The organism is Mitsuaria chitosanitabida ATCC BAA-476 = NBRC 102408, from assembly GCF_001598255.1.
GTDB classification, from domain to species: Bacteria; Pseudomonadota; Gammaproteobacteria; order Burkholderiales; family Burkholderiaceae_C; genus Roseateles; species Roseateles chitosanitabidus.
Genome location: NZ_BCYP01000024.1, coordinates 180,063 through 199,690 on the forward strand (window position 1 = coordinate 180,063; position 19,628 = coordinate 199,690).

At 69.0% G+C, this 19,628-nt stretch carries 16 protein-coding genes and 3 tRNA genes; 18 read left to right on the plus strand and 1 reads right to left on the minus strand.

Annotated elements, in window-relative coordinates; all coding sequences use genetic code 11:
* Positions 1-36 precede the first annotated feature (36 nt).
* From trpE to MCHT01_RS16600, 15 genes are all read left to right on the plus strand, one after another.
* Complete coding sequence (gene trpE, locus MCHT01_RS16530) at positions 37-1,521, plus strand: anthranilate synthase component I (RefSeq protein WP_067066522.1); 1,485 nt, start codon at positions 37-39, stop codon at positions 1,519-1,521.
* Between the two features lie 20 nt (positions 1,522-1,541).
* Positions 1,542-2,126, plus strand: a complete 585-nt coding sequence (locus MCHT01_RS16535; protein ID WP_067066523.1) for an anthranilate synthase component II — start codon at positions 1,542-1,544, stop codon at positions 2,124-2,126.
* Positions 2,123-3,202, plus strand: a complete 1,080-nt coding sequence (ltaE, locus tag MCHT01_RS16540) for a low-specificity L-threonine aldolase (protein WP_245643354.1) — start codon at positions 2,123-2,125, stop codon at positions 3,200-3,202. The genes MCHT01_RS16535 and ltaE overlap by 4 nt, the downstream gene beginning before the upstream one ends.
* A gap of 12 nt (positions 3,203-3,214) precedes the next feature.
* Complete coding sequence (gene trpD, locus MCHT01_RS16545; RefSeq protein WP_067066524.1) at positions 3,215-4,255, plus strand: anthranilate phosphoribosyltransferase; 1,041 nt, start codon at positions 3,215-3,217, stop codon at positions 4,253-4,255.
* A gap of 79 nt (positions 4,256-4,334) precedes the next feature.
* Positions 4,335-5,126 carry an indole-3-glycerol phosphate synthase TrpC gene (trpC, locus tag MCHT01_RS16550; protein WP_067066525.1) on the plus strand — a complete coding sequence of 264 codons (792 nt, stop codon included), beginning with the start codon at positions 4,335-4,337 and terminating at the stop codon, positions 5,124-5,126.
* On the plus strand, positions 5,126-5,827 hold the full coding sequence (locus MCHT01_RS16555; protein ID WP_067066526.1) for a uracil-DNA glycosylase: 702 nt from the start codon (positions 5,126-5,128) through the stop codon (positions 5,825-5,827). The genes trpC and MCHT01_RS16555 overlap by 1 nt, the downstream gene beginning before the upstream one ends.
* Before the next feature lie 250 nt (positions 5,828-6,077).
* Complete coding sequence (locus MCHT01_RS16560) at positions 6,078-7,022, plus strand: glucosamine kinase nucleotide-binding domain-containing protein (protein WP_067066528.1); 945 nt, start codon at positions 6,078-6,080, stop codon at positions 7,020-7,022.
* Between the two features lie 16 nt (positions 7,023-7,038).
* Positions 7,039-7,782, plus strand: a complete 744-nt coding sequence (locus tag MCHT01_RS16565) for a GntR family transcriptional regulator (RefSeq protein WP_067066530.1) — start codon at positions 7,039-7,041, stop codon at positions 7,780-7,782.
* A complete protein-coding gene (nagA, locus tag MCHT01_RS16570) occupies positions 7,779-8,918 on the plus strand; it encodes an N-acetylglucosamine-6-phosphate deacetylase (RefSeq protein WP_067066532.1) in 1,140 nt (379 codons plus the stop codon). The genes MCHT01_RS16565 and nagA overlap by 4 nt, the downstream gene beginning before the upstream one ends.
* Complete coding sequence (locus MCHT01_RS16575; protein ID WP_067066534.1) at positions 8,908-9,918, plus strand: SIS domain-containing protein; 1,011 nt, start codon at positions 8,908-8,910, stop codon at positions 9,916-9,918. Before nagA ends, MCHT01_RS16575 begins: the two co-directional genes overlap by 11 nt.
* A 120-nt stretch (positions 9,919-10,038) precedes the next feature.
* Entirely contained in the window at positions 10,039-11,520 is a 1,482-nt protein-coding gene (gene nagZ, locus MCHT01_RS16580; RefSeq protein ID WP_067066536.1) for a beta-N-acetylhexosaminidase, read from the plus strand.
* 53 nt (positions 11,521-11,573) lie between these two features.
* Entirely contained in the window at positions 11,574-12,905 is a 1,332-nt protein-coding gene (locus tag MCHT01_RS16585; RefSeq protein ID WP_067066537.1) for an MFS transporter, read from the plus strand.
* A gap of 11 nt (positions 12,906-12,916) precedes the next feature.
* Positions 12,917-13,873, plus strand: coding sequence for a glycoside hydrolase family 16 protein (locus MCHT01_RS16590; RefSeq protein WP_067066539.1), 957 nt, complete (start codon positions 12,917-12,919; stop codon positions 13,871-13,873).
* A gap of 109 nt (positions 13,874-13,982) precedes the next feature.
* A complete protein-coding gene (locus MCHT01_RS16595) occupies positions 13,983-15,059 on the plus strand; it encodes an acyltransferase family protein (protein WP_067066540.1) in 1,077 nt (358 codons plus the stop codon).
* Between the two features lie 143 nt (positions 15,060-15,202).
* Entirely contained in the window at positions 15,203-15,910 is a 708-nt protein-coding gene (locus MCHT01_RS16600) for a DUF6445 family protein (protein WP_218017908.1), read from the plus strand.
* Positions 15,911-16,034: 124 nt separating this feature from the next.
* Here MCHT01_RS16600 and MCHT01_RS16605 read toward each other — a convergent pair whose 3' ends face one another.
* Positions 16,035-18,662 carry a TonB-dependent receptor gene (locus MCHT01_RS16605; protein WP_067066542.1) on the minus strand — a complete coding sequence of 876 codons (2,628 nt, stop codon included), beginning with the start codon at positions 18,660-18,662 and terminating at the stop codon, positions 16,035-16,037.
* 507 nt (positions 18,663-19,169) lie between these two features.
* On the opposite strand from MCHT01_RS16605, the gene MCHT01_RS16610 reads away from it, so the two are divergent.
* The 3 genes from MCHT01_RS16610 to MCHT01_RS16620 all read left to right on the plus strand — a co-directional run bounded on the left by MCHT01_RS16610 (position 19,170) and on the right by MCHT01_RS16620 (position 19,558).
* Positions 19,170-19,255, plus strand: a tRNA-Tyr gene (locus MCHT01_RS16610).
* Between the two features lie 83 nt (positions 19,256-19,338).
* A tRNA-Gly gene (locus MCHT01_RS16615) sits at positions 19,339-19,412 on the plus strand.
* 71 nt (positions 19,413-19,483) lie between these two features.
* A tRNA-Thr gene (locus tag MCHT01_RS16620) sits at positions 19,484-19,558 on the plus strand.
* Positions 19,559-19,628: the final 70 nt, after the last annotated feature.

The window sequence follows — 19,628 nt, forward strand, 5'->3', positions numbered from 1 at the left end:
CGGACCGCGCGCCGCAATCACGAGAGGTTTGACGACGTGATCACCGAACTGGAATTCCAAAGCCTGGCCGCCGACGGCTACAACCGCATCCCCCTCCTCAGCGAAGCCTTCGCCGACCTCGAGACGCCGCTGTCGCTGTATCTCAAGCTCTGCGCCGGCAACGGCCCCGGCCGCCACAGCTTCCTGCTGGAATCGGTCGTGGGGGGCGAGCGCTTCGGCCGCTACTCCTTCATCGGCCTGCCGGCCCGCACCGTCCTCAAGAGCGAGGGCACGACCATCCGCGTCATCCGCGACGGCGCGGTGATCGAGACCCACGAGGGCGATCCGCTCGCCTTCATCGAGTCCTACCAGCAGCGCTTCAAGGTCGCGCTGCGGCCCGGCATGCCGCGTTTCTGCGGCGGTCTGGCCGGCTACTTCGGCTACGACGCGGTGCGCTACATCGAGCCGCGCCTGGCCGACTCCACGCCCGAGGGCGGCCTGCCCACGCCCGACGTGATGCTGCTGCAGTGCGAGGAACTCGCCGTCATCGACAACCTGTCGGGCAAGCTGTACCTGATCGTCTACGCGGACCCGTCGCAGCCCGAGGCCTACTTCCGCGCCAAGAAGCGGCTCACCGAGCTCAAGGACAAGCTGAGCTACTCCGTGGCCGCGCCGCGCGTGGCTCGCGGCCAGGCGCATCCGGTGGAGCGCGAGTTCGCCAAGGCCGACTTCCTGGCGTCCGTCGACAAGGCCAAGGCGTACATCGCCTCCGGCGACTGCATGCAGATCGTCTTCGGCCAGCGCCTGAAGAAGCGCTACACCGAGTCGCCGCTGAGCCTGTACCGCGCGCTGCGCTCGCTCAACCCCAGCCCCTACATGTACTTCTACGACATGGGGGACTTCCAGATCGTCGGCGCCTCGCCCGAGATCCTGGTGCGACAGGAGCAGACGCCCGATGGCCGCAAGGTCACCATCCGCCCGCTGGCCGGCACGCGTCCGCGCGGCGGCACGCCGGAGCAGGACCAGGCGCTGGAAGTCGAGCTCAAGGCCGATCCGAAGGAGCGCGCCGAGCACCTGATGCTGATCGACCTGGCGCGCAACGACATCGGCCGCATCGCGCAGACGGGTAGCGTCAAGGTCACCGACGCCTTCGCGGTGGAGCGCTACTCGCATGTGATGCACATCGTCAGCAACGTCGAGGGCATCCTCAAGCCGGGCGTCGGCAACATGGACGTGTTCCGCGCCAGCTTCCCGGCGGGCACCCTGTCGGGCGCGCCCAAGATCCGCGCGATGGAGATCATCGACACGCTGGAGCCGGTCAAGCGCGGCATCTACGGCGGCGCCTGCGGCTACCTGAGCTTCGGCGGCGACATGGACCTGGCCATCGCGATCCGCACCGGCGTGGTCATGGACCAGGTGCTGTACGTGCAGGCGGCGGCGGGCATCGTGGCCGATTCGGTGCCCGAGCTTGAATGGAAGGAAACCGAGGCCAAGGCGCGCGCGCTGCTGCGCGCCGCGGAGCTGGTCGAAGAAGGTTTCTGAGGCTGAGGACGGAGAACGACATGCTGCTGATGATCGACAACTACGACAGCTTCACCTTCAACCTGGTGCAGTACTTCGCCGAGCTTGGCGCCGACGTGAAGACGGTGCGCAACGACCAGATCACGCTGGACGAGATCGCGGCGCTCAAGCCGACCCATCTGGTGCTCTCGCCCGGTCCCTGCACGCCCAAGGAAGCGGGCGTGTGCGTGCCCGCGATCCAGCGCTTCATCGGCCAGCTGCCCATCCTGGGCGTGTGCCTGGGCCACCAGAGCATCGGTGCCGCGCTGGGCGGGAACATCATCCGCGCCAAGGTGCAGATGCATGGCAAGTCCTCGACCATCGCCACCGACCGGCAAGGCGTGTTCACTGGACTGCCGGAACGCTTCGACGTGATCCGCTATCACTCGTTGGCGATCGAGGAGTCCTCGCTGCCCGCCGAGCTGGAGATCAGCGCCCGCACCGACGACGGCGAGATCATGGGCGTGCGCCACCGCGCGCTGGCCGGGACCGCGACGCCGCTGGAGGGCGTGCAGTTCCACCCTGAATCCATCCTGTCCGAGCACGGTCACGCGATGCTCAAGAACTTCCTGGAGTTGGCGCGATGAATGCAACCACGAATGCGGCGGTGAACATGGACCGCGCGAAGGTCGTCGACCTGCGCAGCGACACCGTCACCCAGCCGACCGCCGCGATGCGCGCGGCGATGGCCGCGGCCCCGCTGGGCGACGACGTCTTCGGCGATGACCCCAGCGTCAACGCGCTGCAGACGGCGCTGGCGGAGCGGCTGGGCTTCGAGGCCGGGCTGTTCATGCCGACCGGCACGCAGAGCAATCTGGCCGCGCTGATGGCGCATTGCGAGCGCGGCGACGAGTACATCGTCGGCCAGTACGCCCACACCTATCGCTGGGAGGGCGGCGGTGCGGCGGTGCTGGGATCGATCCAGCCGCAGCCGCTGAATCACGCGGCCGACGGCTCGCTGCCGCTGGCCGACATCGAAGCCAACATCAAGCCCGATGACCCGCACTTCGCGCGGACGCGCTTGCTGGCGCTGGAGAACACCATCGGCGGGAAGGTTCTGCCCATGGGCTATCTGGCCCAGGCCTCCGAGCTGGCCCAGCGCCACGGCCTGTCGCGGCATCTCGACGGCGCGCGGCTGTTCAACGCGGCGGTCGCCGTGGCGGCCGCCGAGGGCGGCGATCCCTATGCGGCCGCGAAGCGCATCTGCTCCCACTTCGACAGCGTGTCGGTGTGCTTCTCCAAGGGCTTGGGCGCGCCGGCGGGCTCCATGCTGTGCGGCTCGCGCGAGCTGATCCGGCGCGCGCGGCGCGCTCGCAAGATGCTCGGTGGCGCGATGCGGCAGACGGGTGTGCTCGCGGCGGCGGCGCATCATGCGCTGGACCATCACGTCGCGCGACTGGGCGAGGATCACGTGCTCGCGACGCGTCTGGCCGCGGGGCTGCAAGGGCTGCCCGGTCTGACGGTGGAGGCGCCGCAGACCAACATGGTGTTCTGCGATGTGGACAAGGAGATCGCGACCCAGCTGGTCGCGCATCTGAAGCGCGAGGGCGTGTTGTCGACGGGGCTCTACAAGCTGCGCTTCGTGACCCACCTCGACGTGGATGCCGAGGGCGTCGACCGCGCGATCGCGGCGACGCGCCGCTTCTTCCAAGCCCAGGCCTGATCGGAGACCGCCATGCCCATCACCGACAACGAAGCCCTCGTCCGCGTCATCGAGCATCGCGAGATCTTCCATGACGAGATGCTGGCGCTGATGCGCCGGATCATGAGCGGCGAGATCTCGCCCGTGACCGCGGCGGCCATCCTGATCGGCCTGCGCGTCAAGAAAGAGACCATCGGCGAGATCACCGCCGCCGCGCAGGTGATGCGCGAGTTCTCGGTGAAGGTGCCGATCGCGCCGGGGCCGCACCTGGTCGACGTCGTCGGCACCGGCGGCGACGGCGCGCACACCTTCAACATCTCGACCTGCTCGATGTTCGTCGCGGCCGCGGCGGGCGCGCAGGTGGCCAAGCACGGCAACCGCAGCGTGTCCTCGAAGACCGGCAGCGCCGATGTCCTCGAGGCGCTGGGCGTCACGCTGTCGCTGCCGCCGCAGGCGGTGGCGCAGTGCGTGGAGCAGACCGGCATCGGTTTCATGTTCGCGCCCAACCACCATCCGGCGATGAAGAACATCGCGCCCGTCCGCAAGGAGCTGGGCGTGCGCACCATCTTCAACATCCTGGGCCCGCTGACCAATCCGGCGGGCGCGCCCAACATCCTGATGGGCGTGTTCCATCCGGACCTGGTGGGCATCCAGGTCCGCGTGATGCAGCGCCTGGGCGCGGAGCACGCGGTCGTGGTGTACGGGAAGGACGGGATGGACGAGATCTCGCTGGGCGCGGCCACGATGGTGGGCGAGCTCAAGAACGGCGAGATCCGCGAGTACGAGATCCATCCCGAGGACTTCGGCATGCCCATGGTCGCGAGCCGCAACCTGCGGGTGAGCGGACCGGAGGAGAGCCGCAAGATCCTGCTGGGCGTGCTGGGCAACGAGCCCGGCGCGGCGCGCGACATCGTGCTGCTGAACGCCGGCGCGACGCTGTATGCGGCCAATGTGGTCGAGTCCATCGCCGACGGCATCGCGAAGGCGCGTGTGGCGATCGAGTCCGGCGCGGCGCGCGCCAAGCTCGACCAGTTCGTCGCCGAGACGCAGCGGCAAGCCGCGGCGCAGTCCTGATCAGGCGACGGCGCGAGGTCCTGAGCGACCTTCGCGCCTTCGTCGCCGGCGCTGACGCCGGAGAAGAAGTGAGAGAGCCATGTCCGACATCCTGGATCGCATCAACGCCGTGAAGCGTCAAGAGGTCGCGGCGGCGCAGGCCAAGCTGCCGCTGGCCGCGCTGCGCGCCGAGGCCGAGTCCCGCGCCGAGCCGACGCGCGGTTTCGTGAACGCGCTGCGCGCCAAGATCGCGGCGGGCCGCAGCGGCGTGATCGCCGAGGTGAAGAAGGCCAGTCCGAGCAAGGGCGTGCTGCGCGCGGACTTCCGTCCGGCCGAGATCGCCCGCAGCTACGAGCAGCACGGCGCCGCCTGCCTCAGCGTGCTGACCGATGCGCCGCATTTCCAGGGCTCGGTCGAGTACCTGCAGCAAGCCCGCGCGGCCTGCGCGCTGCCGGTGCTGCGCAAGGATTTCATGATCGACGCGTACCAGGTCTATGAGGCCCGCGCGATGGGCGCGGACTGCATCCTGCTGATCGCCGCCAGCCTGGACGATGGGCAGATGGCGGAGCTCGAGGACTGCGCGCTCGGGCTCGGACTCGACGTGCTGGTCGAGGTCCATGACGGCGTGGAGCTGGAGCGTGCGCTGCGCCTGAAGACGCCGATGGTGGGCATCAACAACCGCAACCTCAAGACCTTCGAGGTGACGCTGGACACGACGCTGGGACTGCTCAAGCAGGTGCCGGCGGACCGGCTGCTGGTGACGGAGTCCGGCATCCTCGGCCCGGCCGACGTGGCCCGCATGCGCGAGGCGCAGGTCAACGCGTTCCTCGTCGGCGAGGCCTTCATGCGCGCGCCCGATCCGGGCGCGGCACTCGCGGCGCTGTTCAACTGATGGGCGCGAGCTTCTCTTCCATCGATTGGCAGGTCGGTGACGGCTGGCAGCCGCTGATCGACGCGTGGCGCGCGGGCGCCGACGGGCAGCGCATCGAGGCGCTGCTGAAGGCGCGCGTCGCGGAGGGGGCGGTGATCTATCCGCCCGATCCGTTGCGGGCGCTGCGACTGACGCCGCTCACGAATGCGAAGGTGGTCATCGTCGGCCAGGACCCGTATCACGGGCCCGGTCAGGCCGAGGGCCTCGCGTTCTCCGTGCCCATCGGGCAGAAGCTCCCACCGTCGCTGCGCAACATCTTCAAGGAGCTGCTGCGTGACCTGGGGCAGCAGCCGGCGATGTCCGGCCACCTCGTCGAATGGGCCGAGCGCGGCGTGCTGTTGCTCAACACCAGCCTCACCGTCGAGGACGGTGCCGCCGCCTCCCATGCGAAGAAGGGCTGGGAGTCGCTGACCGACGCCCTCATCGCGGCGACGGCGCGGGATCCGGCCCCCAAGGTCTATCTGCTCTGGGGCGCCCACGCGCAAGCGAAGGCGCCGCTGATCGAGTCGGCCGGGCAGGGGCATCTGGTGCTCCAGTCCAACCACCCCTCGCCCTTGTCGGCGACGCGCGGGCCCGTGCCCTTCATCGGCTGCGGCCACTTCTCCACCGCGCGCGAGTGGCTCGCGGGGAAGGGCGTCGCGCTGTCCTGGGCCCTCGACTGAGCCGCGCCGAGCGCCCGTCGCTCGCCGCCACCTCGGCTGCTCCTTGAGCGCGCCGCACCGCCCGCCGCGGCATGTGGCTTGCGCTTACGGAATCCTCCGGATTCACCAGGTCGACATCACTGGTACGGTTGTGGTCCCCCTCCGCCGAGCGCGGTGGCGTCAGGCCCGCGGGCCAGTTCTGCATCAGGGTTAAGTCCAGTGCGCTACCAATTGACGCTCCGCGTTTTTTGGTACTAAACTGGTATTAATCATGAACGCCCTCTCCCTGGCGGACGCCTGGTCCGCTCCCCTGCAGCCGCGCTTCGCGGTCGTCCGCTTCCTCGTGGGAGTGGATGGCGGTGGCACCGGCACGCGGGTCCGCCTCAGCGACGTCCACGGACGTCTGCTCGGCCAAGGGTGGGCGGGTCCGTCGGCGCTCGGACAAGGCATCGCGCAAGCGTGGCGCCACATCCAGATGGCCGTCCAGGAAGCGGCCGCGAAGGCCGGCATCGAACGCCTCCCGCTCGGCGAGACCGCCATCGGCCTGGGCCTCTCCGGCGCCGGCGTGGCCGCGCAGGCGCAGGCCTTCGTCGCCCAGCAGCCGGGCTACGCGCACGTCGCGCTCGTCAACGACGGCACCACCTCGGTGATCGGCGCGCACGCGGGTCAGCCCGGTGGCGTGATCGCGGCGGGCACGGGCACGGTGGGCGAGGCGCTGCGCGCCGACGGCTCGCTGGTCTGTGTCAGCGGCTGGGGCTGGATCGGCGGCGACGAGGGCTCCGGCGCGTGGCTGGGCATCCAGGCCATGCGCATCGCGCAGAAGGCCATGGACGGCCGCGCCGATGCGGGCGCGCTGGCGCAAGCCGTGTGGGGCGCCGCGGGCGCGACGCACGAGCAGGACCGCGACGCGATCAACGCCTGGGTCGCCCAGGCCGGCCAGCACGCCTATGCGCAGCTGGCCCCGCTCGTCTTCGAGCATTCGGAATCGGATCCCGCGGCCGGCGCGCTGGTCGCGCAGGCGGTGGCGGAGCTGGAGCAGCTCGCCCTCGCGCTGGACCCCTCGCAGCAGCTGCCGCTGTCGCTGGCGGGGTCCGTGGCGCAGCGGCTCGCCGCGCTTTTCTCAGGCAACATTCGGGCCCGTTGCGTGTCGCCTCAAGGCGACTCGGCCGACGGCGCGCTGCGGCTGGTCCGCGGCGCTCTCTCCGAAACACGTTGAGAAGAAGAGACGCCCGATGAGCACCAAGCTGCCCTTCCAGTTCAAGCCCGATTCCGCCGCCGCCTCGCCGCTGTACATGCAGCTGGCCCACAAGCTGGCCCAGGCGATCCGCGAAGGCCAGTACCAGGCCGACGAAGCGCTGCCGTCCGAACGCGTCCTGTCCGAGTCCCTCGACCTCTCGCGCGTGACCGCGCGCAAGGCCATCGACCGACTCGTCGAGCAAGGCCTGATCGTGCGCAAGCGCGGCTCCGGCAACTACATCGCGCCCAAGCTCGAGCAACCGCTGTCGCGCCTGACCAGCTTCTCCGAGGAACTGCATCAGCGCGGCTTCAAGCCGAGCAGCCGCTGGCTCACCCGCGGCTTCGCCATGGCCGCGCCGGACGAGCAGCTCTCGCTGGGCCTGACCACGGGTCAACGCGTCGCGCGCCTGGAGCGCCTGCGCCTGGCCGACGCCGTCGTCATGGCCTATGAGCTGTCCGTGCTGCCCGAGGCCGTGCTGCCCGAGCCGCAGAAGGTCGAGTCCTCGCTGTACGAGCACCTCGCCCAACACGGGGGCGCGCCGGTGCGCGCGCTGCAGCACATCCGCGCCATCAATGCGGACTCGCGCCTGGCCGGCCTGCTGGAAGTCCCGGTGGGACAGGCGGTGCTCTTCATCACGCGGGTGGGCTACCTCGACCAGGGTCAGGCCGTGGAGCTGACCCATTCCTATTGCCGCAGCGACTACTACGACTTCGTCGCGGAGATGAGGCGCGACGGATGACGGCCAAGCACATCGACGGATTCATCCTGACACCCAGCGGTTTCATCCGCGGTGTGCTTGAACATCAAGACGGTCGCATCCTCCGCATCGACGGCCATGCAACCTCCGAGTACGAGGTCCGCCACGGCGCGCAAGACCTGCCCCTGATCCTCCCCGGCTTCATCGACACGCATGTGCACGGCGGCGCCGGCCGCGACACGATGGAAGGCGGCGACGCGGCGATCGCGCTCGCCAAGCTGCATGTGCGCCACGGCACGACCTCGCTGCTGGCCACCACGATGACGGCGCCGCTGGACGAGATCCGCCATGCGCTGGACGCGCTCACCACGCTCTGTCGCGAGCGCCCCGCCGGCGCGGCCCGGGTGCTGGGCGTGCATCTCGAAGGCCCGTACATCAACCCTGGAAAGCTCGGCGCGCAGCCGGACTTCCCCCGCAGCGCCACGCTGGACGAGATCCGCGCGCTGCACGCGATCGCGCCGATCCGGCTGATCACGCTGGCGCCGGAGGTGCCGGGCAATCTGGACCTCGTCGCCGCGCTGCGCGCCGACGGCTTCCAGGTCCAGATCGGTCACACGCTGGGCACCTACGAGGACGGCGTGGCCGCGCTGGCCCGCGGCGCCGGCGGCTTCACCCATCTGTTCAACGCGATGACCGGCTTGCACCACCGCGAGCCCGGCATGGTGGGCGCCGCGCTCGCCCATGCGCAGTACGCCGAGGTCATTCCCGATCTGCTGCATGTGCACCCCGGCGCGATCCGCGTCGCGCTGCGCAGCATTCCCTGCCTGTTCTGCGTCACCGACTCGACCGCGGCGGCCGGCATGCCCGACGGCGAGTACCGCCTGGGCCGCCACCGCGTCACCAAGTGCCTGGGCGGCGTGCGCCTGCCCGACGGCACGCTGGCCGGCTCGACGCTGACCATGGACCAGGCGCTGCGCAACCTGGTGCTGAAACTCGGCCTGGAGATCGAGGACGCGTCGCGGCGCGTCTCGACCCACGCCGCCGATTACCTGGGTCTGGACGACCGGGGCCGACTGGCTCCGGGCGCCTGGGCCGACTTTGTCGTCATGGACCGTGGCTTGCAGTTGCAACGCGTGGTCGTCGAAGGAGAAGCAATTGACCTCGCGAATGCTGGATGAGGCGCTGAGCGCGCCGCAAGTGGTGGCCCGTCAACTGGCCGCCGATCAGAACGCCTACGCCGCCCTGGGCGCCGCGCTGCGCGAGCAGCCGCCGACCTCGCTGCTGACCATCGCGCGCGGCAGCTCGGACCACGCCTCGCATTACCTCGCCTACCTGGTGATGGCGCGCCTGGGCCGCCTGGTGACCTCGCTGCCGATGTCGCTGATCACGCTCTATCAAAGCAAGATCGAGAGCAAGGGGCTGGTGTCGCTGGCCTTCTCGCAATCGGGCCAGAGCCCCGACCTGGTCTCGCCGACGCAGTACTTCCGCGCCAACGGCGCCCGCACCGTGGCCTTCGTGAACGCGGACGGCTCGCCGCTGGAAGCGGCCGCCGAGCACGTCTTCCGCCTGCATGCGGGCGTGGAGCAGAGCGTGGCCGCGACCAAGAGCTACATCGCGCAGCTGGTGGCCGGCGCGCGCGTGGTCTCCGCCTGGCAAGGCGACGAGGACCTGGCCGCCGCGCTGCAGACCCTGCCGCAGGCGCTCGAGGAAGCCGCCAAGCAGCGCTGGGACGTGGCCGTCGAGGCGCTCAAGAACGCGGACAAGCTGTTCGTCATCGGCCGCGGCACCTCGCTGCCGATCGCGCTGGAAGCGGCGCTGAAGTTCAAGGAGACCTGCGGCATCCAGGCCGAGGCCTTCTCCGGCGCCGAGGTCAAGCACGGCCCGATGGCGCTGGTGGAAGAGGGCTATCCGCTGCTGGTGTTCGCGCCGCGCGGCCCGGCCCAGGCCGGCCTGCTGGCCCTGGCCGAAGAGATGCGCGGCCGTGGCGCGCGCGTGCTGCTGGCCGCGCCGGCCGGCACGCCCGGCGCCGAGCTGCCGCTGACCTGCACCGGCAACGAGGACCTGGATCCGATCGCCGCGGTGCAGAGCTTCTATCCGATGGTCGAGGCGCTGGCGCAGGCCCGCGGCCTGAACCCGGACCAGCCGCGCCATCTGGCCAAGGTCACCAAGACGCATTGATCGCGTCGGGGGCGCGGCCCTCGACCCCCTGATGTCGTGCGGCCCGACGCGATCGGGTCCCACGATGCTTCTTCGAATCCCCAGCCGCCGACCCCGCGGGCCAGGCAACAAGAGAACGACATGAGCGAGACAGCATTCCATCCGGGCCGGCTGGTGATGGTGGACATCCAGGGCAAGACGCTGGACGCGACCACCGCGGCGTTCCTGCGCGACAACCAGATCCGCGCGGTCTGCCTGTTCCGCAAGAACCTGGGCACCGAGGCCGAGGTCCGCCAGCTGACGCGCGATCTGCGCGAGGCCATGGGCCCCGACGCGCTGATCGGTCTCGATCAGGAAGGCGGCTCGGTGGTGCGCGCGACCTTCCTGCCGCAGCCGCCGTCGGCGATGGCGCTGGGCGCCGCGGGCGACGAGGCGCTGGCCGAGTCGGTCGGTGCCGCCGTGGCGCGCGGGCTGCGCGGCATCGGCATCAACTGGAACTTCGCGCCGGTCACCGACATCAACAACAACGCCGCCAATCCGGTGATCGCCGAGCGCAGCTTCGGCGAGACCGCCGAGACGGTGACGCGCCTGGCCGGTGCCTGGATGCGCGGCTCGCTGGCGGCCGGCGTGGCCTGCTGCATCAAGCACTTCCCCGGCCACGGCGACACGCATGTCGATTCGCACCTGGACCTGCCGACGGTCGACAAGACCCGGGCGGAGCTGGACGCGCTGGAGCTCAAGCCCTTCAAGGCGCTGCGCGACGCGGCGCCGTCGATGATGACGGCCCACATCGTCTACCCGCGCATCGACCCGCAGTACCCGGCCACCTTGTCCAAGACCATCCTCGGCGGCATCCTGCGCGAGGAGTACGGCTACGACGGCGTCGTGATCACCGACGCGCTGATGATGAAGGCCATCGCCGAGCGCTACGGCTACGCCAAGGCGGCGGTGCTGGCGATCGACGCCGGCGCCGACATGATCCTGGCGCAGGGCTCGCTCGACGAGCAGGCGCAAGCCATCCACGCGCTGCAGGACGCGCTGAACCGCGGCGGGCTCAAGGTCGAGCGCTGCCGCGAGGCGGCCGCCCGCCTGGACAAGCTGGCGCGCGACTACCCGGTGCGCTTCGACGACTACCAGGGCGCCGCCCGCGACGCCGACGACGCGCTGATGCGCCGCGCCTGGGCCGCGGGCCTGAGCGCGCTGCGCGGCGCGACGGCCCCGGCCGTGGACCGCCCGCTGCGCGTGCTGGTGCAGGACGAGGTGCCGACCGACGGCGTGTCCGAGGCCGGCCCGACCGGCGCGCAGGTGCGCGCGCTGTTCGAGGGCTTCGCCGACGTGGAGTTCGTGTCGCTGGGCGACATCGCCGCGCTGGACTGGGCGAACGTGCCTGCCGACGGGCGCTTCAACATCGTGGCCTCGACGCACCGCGCGCGCTATGGCGCGCAGGCCGGTGGCTGGCAACCGGATCTGCACCTGGTGCTGTGGAATCCGTTCCAGTCGCTGGACGTGGCCGCGCCGACCGTGATCAGCTGGGGCTACGCCGACGGCGCGCTGGCCGCGCTGGGCGACTGGCTGCAAGGCCGCGGCGTCGCGGGCGGCCACGCTCCCGTGACCCTGAACTGACCCGGCGTCGGCCAGCGCCGCCGACGCACCGCATCGATCCGAGGGCCTCCCCCATGAGCCAGTCGCAGATTCCCGCCGCCGCCGACGCGGCCGCCGAGCGCAGCCCGATGCGCTGGGTGCCCAGCCTGTACTTCATGCAGGGCACGCAGTTCTTCGTGGTCATGATGCTGGCGAGCTTCGTGTTCAAGAACATGGGCGTGTCCAACGACCAGATCGCCCGCTGGACCAGCGTGCTGGGCACGGCCTGGGCGATCAAGCCGCTGTGGAGCCCCTTCCTGGAGCTGATGCGCCACAAGAAGACCATCGTGGTGGCGATGCAGGGCCTGGCCGCGATCCTCGTGGCGGTGCTGGCGCTGACCTTGCAGACGCCGTGGTGGTTCGTGCTGGCGCTGTGCGTGTTCTTCCTCTGCGCCTACGCCTCGGCCACCCACGACATCGCCTGCGACGGCCTGTACATGGGCGCGCTCGACTCGACCCGCCAGGCCCGCTACGCCGGCTGGCAGGGCGCGTTCTTCAACGGCGCGCGCTTCTTCATGGTCGGCGTGGTGCTCAAGATCGCCGGCGTGCTGGAGGCCCCGATGGGCGTGGCCAACGCCTGGACCACCGTCTTCGTCGGTCTCGCCGTGCTGATGGCGGTACTGGCCGCCTACAACGCCTATTCGCTGCCCGGCAAGCTCAGCGCCGAGCACAGCGACCTGCAGGCCTCGGCCATCTGGGAGACGACGCGCGAGATCGTGATCGACTTCTTCAGGAAGCCCGGCATCTGGATGGCGGTGCTGTTCATCGTGCTGTTCCGATTCGCCGAGGGTCAGGTGCAGACCATCGGACCGTTGTTCCTCATCGAGGCGCGCGACAAGGGCGGGCTGGGCCTGACGACCAGCCAGGTGGCGGACGTCTACGGCTGGGTGGGAACCGTGGCGTTCCTCGTGGGCAGCGTGCTGGGGGGCTACTTCACGGCCTGGCTGTCGCTGCGCCGCGCGATGCCCGTCCTGCTCCTGGCGATGTCGGTGCCCAACGCCACCTTCTACTACCTGGCCGCCACGCTGCCCTCGGACATGTGGCACATCGGCGGCGCGGTGTTCGTGGAGATGTTCGGCTACGGCTTCGGCTTCGTCGGGATGATCCTGTACATCATGCAGGCCGTGGCCCCCGGCAAGTTCCAGACGGCGCACTACGCGCTGGGCTCGGGCGTCATGCAGCTGGGCTTCATCCTGTCGCGCAGCATCAGCGGCGACATCCAGGTGGCCGTCGGCTACGAGCACTTCTTCCTGTGGACGCTGTTCTGCGGCGTGCCGGTGCTGCTGCTGCTGCCCTTCGTCCGCATCCCCGGCAAGCCGCCCGCGGCCGCCGAGCCGGTGCCCCAGCCCGCCGAGAGCACGACCTGACCCCGCCGCCGATGGCGATCACCGACATGACGAGCTTCACGTCCCCCTCCTCGACGCGACGCCTGGCGATCGCGTTCGCCAGCCTGGCGCTGTCCCTGGTCGCCGCGCCGGCGGCGCTGGCGGCCGCGCCCGCCTTCTTCTTCGACGACTTCAGCTATCCGGACGCCGCCGCGATGTTCCAGCAGGGCTGGACGGCGCGCAGCGCGTCGGGCCATCCCGGCATCCCCGGCGCGCGCTGGGCGCCGGAGGGCCTGAGCGTGGTCGACGGCAAGCTGCGTCTGCGTGGCGCCACCGACGGCACCGGCCCCGGCACGACGCAGGCCCAGGTCTGCCACCAGCGCAAGTACCTGGCCGGCACCTACGCCGCCCGCATCCGCTTCAGCGACACGCCGGTCAGCGGCGCCGACGGCGATCCGGTGATCCAGACCTTCTACGCGGTCAGCCCGCTGAAGCACGACTTCGATCCCGAGTTCAGCGAGCTCGATTGGGAGTACCTGCCCAACGGTGGCTGGGGCAGCGACAAGACCCGGATCTACGGCATCACCTGGCAGACGGTGCGCCTCGATCCCTGGCTGGCCTTCAACCAGCAGCACGAGGAGTTCACGGCGCTCGGCATGGCCGGCCGCGACTGGCACACGCTGGTGATGCAGGTCGCCGACGGCCGCACGCACTGGTTCCTGGACGGTCGCAAGATCGACCAGCACGGCGGCCGCAACTACCCGGTCGTGCCGATGTCGATCAACTTCAACCTGTGGTTCTCGCCCGAGGGTCCGCTGCCCCAAGGCCCGGCCGGCGGTCCGCCGCGGGTCTACGAGCAGGACGTCGACTGGGTCTTCCATGCCAAGGACACGGTGCTGAGCCCGGCCGAGGTGGAGCGGCAGGTCACCCGCTGGCGTCAGCGCGGCATCGCGCGCCTGGACCAGGTGCCGGCCGCGCAGCCCGCGCTCGAGAGCCGCTGCGACTTCTGAGCCCCCGGGCCCCGTCCTCACGTCGCCTCGCGCGACATCGACGGGGCCCCATCGTCCATGCCCCGGCGGCGCCTCGACGGCGCCGCGACTTCTCCGAATTGCCGCTGACATGACCTCGACTCCCAAACAGCGCATCGCGTCGGTCGACGCGTTGCGCGGTCTCGCCGTGGCGGCGATGCTGCTGGTCAACAACCCGGGCGACTGGGGCCATGTCTACGCGCCGCTCGAGCACGCCGCCTGGAACGGCTGGACGCCGACCGACCTGGTCTTCCCGTTCTTCCTCTTCATCGTGGGCGTGTCTCTGTCGCTGGCGATGGGCGCGCGCATCGCGTCCGGCGACGGCGCGGCCCTGCGCGGCACCGTGGTCAACCGCGCGCTGCGCATCCTGGTGCTGGGCCTGGTGCTGCACGCGCTGGCCTGGTGGCTGATGGACAAGCCGGCCTTCCGCATTCCCGGGGTGCTGCAGCGCATCGGGCTGTGCTTCGGCCTGGTGGGGCTGATCGCGATCCAGTGGCGCGCGCGCGGGCAGTGGATCTGGCTGGCGGCCTTGCTGCTGGGCTACGGCGCGCTGCTGCTCTGGGGCGGGCCGCTGGACAAGGCCGGCAACATCGCGAGTCGGGTCGATGCCTGGCTGCTCGGCCCGCACGGCTATGAGTGGGACGCGGCGACCCGCCTTGGCCATGACCCCGAGGGCATCGTCGCCACGCTGGGCGCGCTCGCGACCACGCTGCTGGGCTGGCGATGCGGCGAGGCACTGCGGGCCGGCGCGCTCCGGCGGCTCGCGCTCATCGGCGTCGTCGCGGCGCTCGCGGGCTTCGCGCTCGACGCGAGCGGCCTGATGCCGATCAACAAGAACCTCTGGACGCCGGCCTTCGTGCTGTGGACCGGTGGCCTGGCGGCGCTGGCGCTACTCGCCGCGCACGGTCTGATCGATCGCGCCGGCTGGCCGCCCCTGTTCCGGAGCTTCGGTGTCAACGCGATCGCCGCGTACGCCGGCGCCTGGATGTGCACCGTCTTCCTCGAGGGCTTCCACTGGATGGGCCCCGTCTATGCGCACGGCTTCGGCTGGCTGGAGCCGATCGTCGGTCCGGAAGGGCGCTCGCTGGCCTTCGCGCTGGTGTTCGTCGGCGTGTGGTGGGGGATCGTCAAGGTGCTGGAGCGCCGCCGGATCTTCATCAAGGTCTGACCCTCGGCCGCCGGGGCCCCGAGATCGCCCCGGAGCCGAAGGCCTCCCGGGTCCGGCTCGATCAAGAAAGCGCGCGCGAGACGCCCGCATCGCGGCGATTCCCGATGGCGCCTGATCCCTCGTCCACCGGACAATCGACGCCCATGAGCTCGCCGTATTCCGTCCGCATGCCGCCGGAGGTCCAGTCCGTCCGCGTCGGTGACCATTCGGTCGTCTTCATCGACGACTTCCTCGAGGATCCGCTGGCGCTGGTCGAGGCCGCGGCCGCGAGCCGCTTCGAGCGGTGCGCCGGACTGGCGGAGCGCAAGGGCTATCCCGGCATCCGAGCGCAGGCGCCGGCCGAGTACTCGGCCCAGTTGGTCGAGCTGATGGATCCGCTCATCAAGATCAATTTCGGCGTTCCGGAGGAACTGGGCGCGCGCAAGAGCCCCTGTTCGTTTTCGCTGACGACGGTGCCGCCGCACGAGCTCGGCGAGCTGCAGCGCATTCCGCACTTCGACGCCAGCGGGCCCAACTACATGGCCGTGCTGCTCTACCTCTGCGACGGCCGACATGGGGGCACCGGGTTCTATCGCCACAAGGCGACGGGCCTGCAGCGCATCACGCGCGAGAACGTCGATCGCTACCAGGACGCCTGCTACGGCGAGCTCGACCGGCAACCACCGCCGCCCCGCTACTTCGACGACTCGAGCGAGCACTTCGAGTTCCTCGGCATGATCCCGGCGAAGTTCAATCGCGTGGTGATCTATCCCGGCTCGCTGCTGCACACGGCCTGCGTCAATCCGGGGCTGAGCGTCAGCGACGACCCGCGCCAGGGCCGCTTGACGGTCAACACCTTCTTCGATTTCTGATCCTCCGACGCCGCGGTCGAGCCCGCGGCCAGGCCGTCGATCACGCTGACCGCCGCGCCCACCGGACGACAGACGAAAAAAAGCCCGGCTCTCGCCGGGCTTTCGCGTTTCGGAACGGGTCCGATCAGAACTTGGCGTTCAGGCCGACACGGTAGGTCGTCTCGCCCATGAAGGACCAGGCCGGGTAGCCTTCCTTCAGCGAGTTCTTCACCGTCGTGTTCTTGCCCGCGGCGCCGTACTGGATGTCGTCCTGCTTGAGCAGGTTGATGGCATCGAAGGTCAGGCGCAGGTTGTCGGTGATGTTCCAGCCCAGGCTCAGGTCCAGGCTGCCGTACGAGTCGTGCATCCGGTTGCCGTAGTACTTGTCGCCTTCACGCACCATGTACTTCGAGCGCCAGTTGTAGGCCAGACGCGCCGAGTACACCGAGTTCTCCCAGTAGCCGACCAGGTTGACGTTGTGCTTCGAGGACAGCGTGAACACGTTCAGCTGGTCCTGGTAGCTCGTGCCCGGAGCGGTCGCGTCGGTGTAGGTGTAGTTCGCCACCACACCGAAGCCGTTGTTGAACGCGTGGTTGATCTGGGTCTCGATGCCGTTGATCTTGCCGCCGCCCGCGTTGACGAAGCGGTTGACCGTCCAGTTGTCCAGGCCGGTGTCCGGGCTGACCAGACCGATCTTCTGGTTGACCTGCGTGACCGTGGTGATGAAGTTGTCGATCTTCTTGTGGAAGAACGCCAGCGACACCAGGTTGCCGCGGTCGTAGTAGTACTCGATGCCCAGGTCGAACTGCTTGGAGGACATGGGCTTCAGGCCGATGTCGCCGTAGCTGATCGACTCGTTGCCCTGCACCTTGTCCTGCCAGCCCACGGTGCTGCCGCCGACGAACATGTTGTCGTAGTTCGGGCGGGTGATCGCCTTGGAGGCGGCGAAGCGCAGCAGCGTGTTGCGGTTCAGGTCATAGACCAGGTTCAGGCTGGGCAGGACGTCGTTGTAGCTGGCGTCCTTGGTCGACTTGCCGGTGCTCCAACCCTGGTTCTGCGGCACGTCGCCGGTGGCCAGCGGGGTGCCGTCGAAGGTGTAGGACGTCGCCGAGGCCTTCGTGCGGATGTAGCGCAGGCCGAAGTTGCCGTGCAGCGCATCCTTCTCGAAGTTGGCCATCGCGTACAGCGAGGTGTTCTTCTCCTTCAGCTGGCCGTAGTCGCCGCGCGACTGCACCCACTGGGCGACGTTCGAGTTCGCCAAGGCGAACATGGCGTCCAGGTTGGGTTTCGGAACGCTCCAGCCCGGCGTGCCCATCGGCATCGTGCCGCTGTACAGGCTGGACGTGGGGGCCGTGTTCGGCGTGGCGATGAAGATCGGGCGGAAGCCGTCCTTCTCGAAGGTGTGCTCCGTGGCGCGGGCGCCGAACTTGACGGACGTCAGCATGCCCCAGTCGACGTCGACGGTGGCGTCGGCCTGGACGAAGTTCTCCTTGTCCTTGTTCGGGCCGCGCGCGGTCGCCCAGGTCTCGGCGCTGGAGGTGGCCGGCAGCATGCTCAGGTCCACGCTCATGTCCTTGGCCGGGGTCACGACCATCTGCTTGCCGGTGGCGTCCGTCGAGCCGGCCCACTTGGGCAGGTTGCCGCCGAAGTAGCCGTAGTTGGCGGTCAGCGAGGTGCCGCCGTCCGCCTTGGTCGTGCCGCCCACGACGTCGACCTTGAAGCCGTCGCCCTTGAACGAGCCGTCCAGCACCAGCGATTCCGACGTCATCTTGGCCGCGCGGGCCCAGGTCTGCAGGAAGGTGTCGGTGGCGTTGGCCAGCGTGGTGTTGCTCTTCAGGCACAGACCCGTGTCGGGATTGCGCAGCGTGCAGGCGGTCTTGTCGGCGCCGGTGAACAGATAGTGCGTGGAGTTCAGCGCGTTCGCGTCGAACTGCAGGCGGTTGTAGTTCAGGCCGAGGTCGATGTTGGACGTGGGCTTGGCTTGCAGCGTGACGTTCAGCGCCGTGCGCTTGCGGTCCTGGATGAAGGTGCCGGGGGTGACGTCCTCGTTCCAGTTGCCGTCGGCTTCCAGGCCGCGGCGGGTGTAGTCACCCTTCTGGATGGCGCCGGAGATCAGCACGCCGAACTTTTTCTGGGAGTCCTTCCAGCTGTAGAGGCCGGAGGCTTCCTTGTCCCAGTCCTTGCTGACCGTGCCGCGACCGGCCTTCACGCTCAGGAAGCCGGAGTTGGCCGCCATGTCCAGCGGCTTGCGGGTGCGCACGATCACGGTGCCGCCGATGCCGCCTTCGGTCAGGTCGGCCTGCGAGGTCTTGTAGACCTCCATGCCGCCGATCAGCTCGGGCGGCAGCAGCGAGTAGTTGAACGAGCGGTCGATCGTCTTCTGGTCGTACCAGCCCGTGGACGCGACGGTCTGGCCGTTCAGCGTCGTGTAGGTCATCTGCGGGTCGGTGCCGCGGATGGAGACGGCGGCGCCCACGCCGAAGTCACGCGCCACGGCGATGCCGGGGATGCGGCCCAGCGCCTGGCCGACGTCGGCGTCGGGCAGCTTGCCCACGTCTTCCGCCGAGACGGCGTCGACCGTCGCGCTGGCGTTCTTCTTGATGTTGACCGCCGTCTGCAGCGACGCGCGGATGCCGGTGACGACGACCTGTTCCAGCTGCTGTCCGTCCGCCGGCTTGGCGGCCTGTTCGGTCTGTTGTGCCTGGACGGCGAAAGCCGCGCTCATCAGGGTGAGCGTGACGGCCGCCGCGATAGGGGTCTTGTTGACCTTCATGAACTGCTCCTCGAGTGGCCAGGGATCTGCTGGCCGGTGATGAAGACTTGGCACCCGAATCACGACACCCTTCGGCGGAGTGGCATGCAGCTGGCGCCCCCGAATACACCTCAAATGCAACCAATGCCATGCCACTATAACGGCCGGTAGTGCCACTTTGCTACCAGTTCCAAGGCCGTGTTTTCCCTGCTGTGGCGCTCCTGCGACCCCGATGAAAAGCGGCCTTCAGCCGTTCGTCATGGCCGCGCGACGGCGACCTGACGTGGCCGCTCCGATGAGACCACTTGGTCGCAAATTGGTATTAGGAGTGGACTGCGCATCTGCAGTCCGCAGGGTGCGGTACTGCACATTCGAGCTGTTGCAGGCAAGGTCTGGTTGATGTGACCGAGGGCGGGGCTCGCGGCTTGGTCTTGCCCGGTGGTGAAACGCCAATCGCACGCCCGGACGCTTCGACGCATTTTTTGTTTGCGTCAAAAAAGAACGGTGCTATAGTCGTGGGCTTGCCTCGGAGGGGTGGCCGAGTGGTTAAAGGCAGCAGACTGTAAATCTGCCCGCTTACGCGTACGCTGGTTCGAATCCAGCCTCCTCCACCAAGGCAAACATATACAGAGACCCGAAGCGGGTGGTGATCCACCCGCTTCGACGTCCCGGTAGATGTGAATTGGAAAACTCCCGGGCGGGAGTAGTTCAATGGTAGAACCTTAGCCTTCCAAGCTAATGACACGGGTTCGATTCCCGTTTCCCGCTCCAATGGAAGTTGAAGGTGTCGTGTCGAGAGATCGACACAGGATTGCTGATAAGGTCGCCAATCCTGTGTCGATGCCCATGTGGCTCAGTGGTAGAGCACTCCCTTGGTAAGGGAGAGGTCGCGCGTTCGATCCGCGCCATGGGCACCACCTCTTCTTCTATCCCGTTTCTTGATCTGATCGCCAGGAGCGCAAGATGGCAAAAGGCAAGTTTGAACGT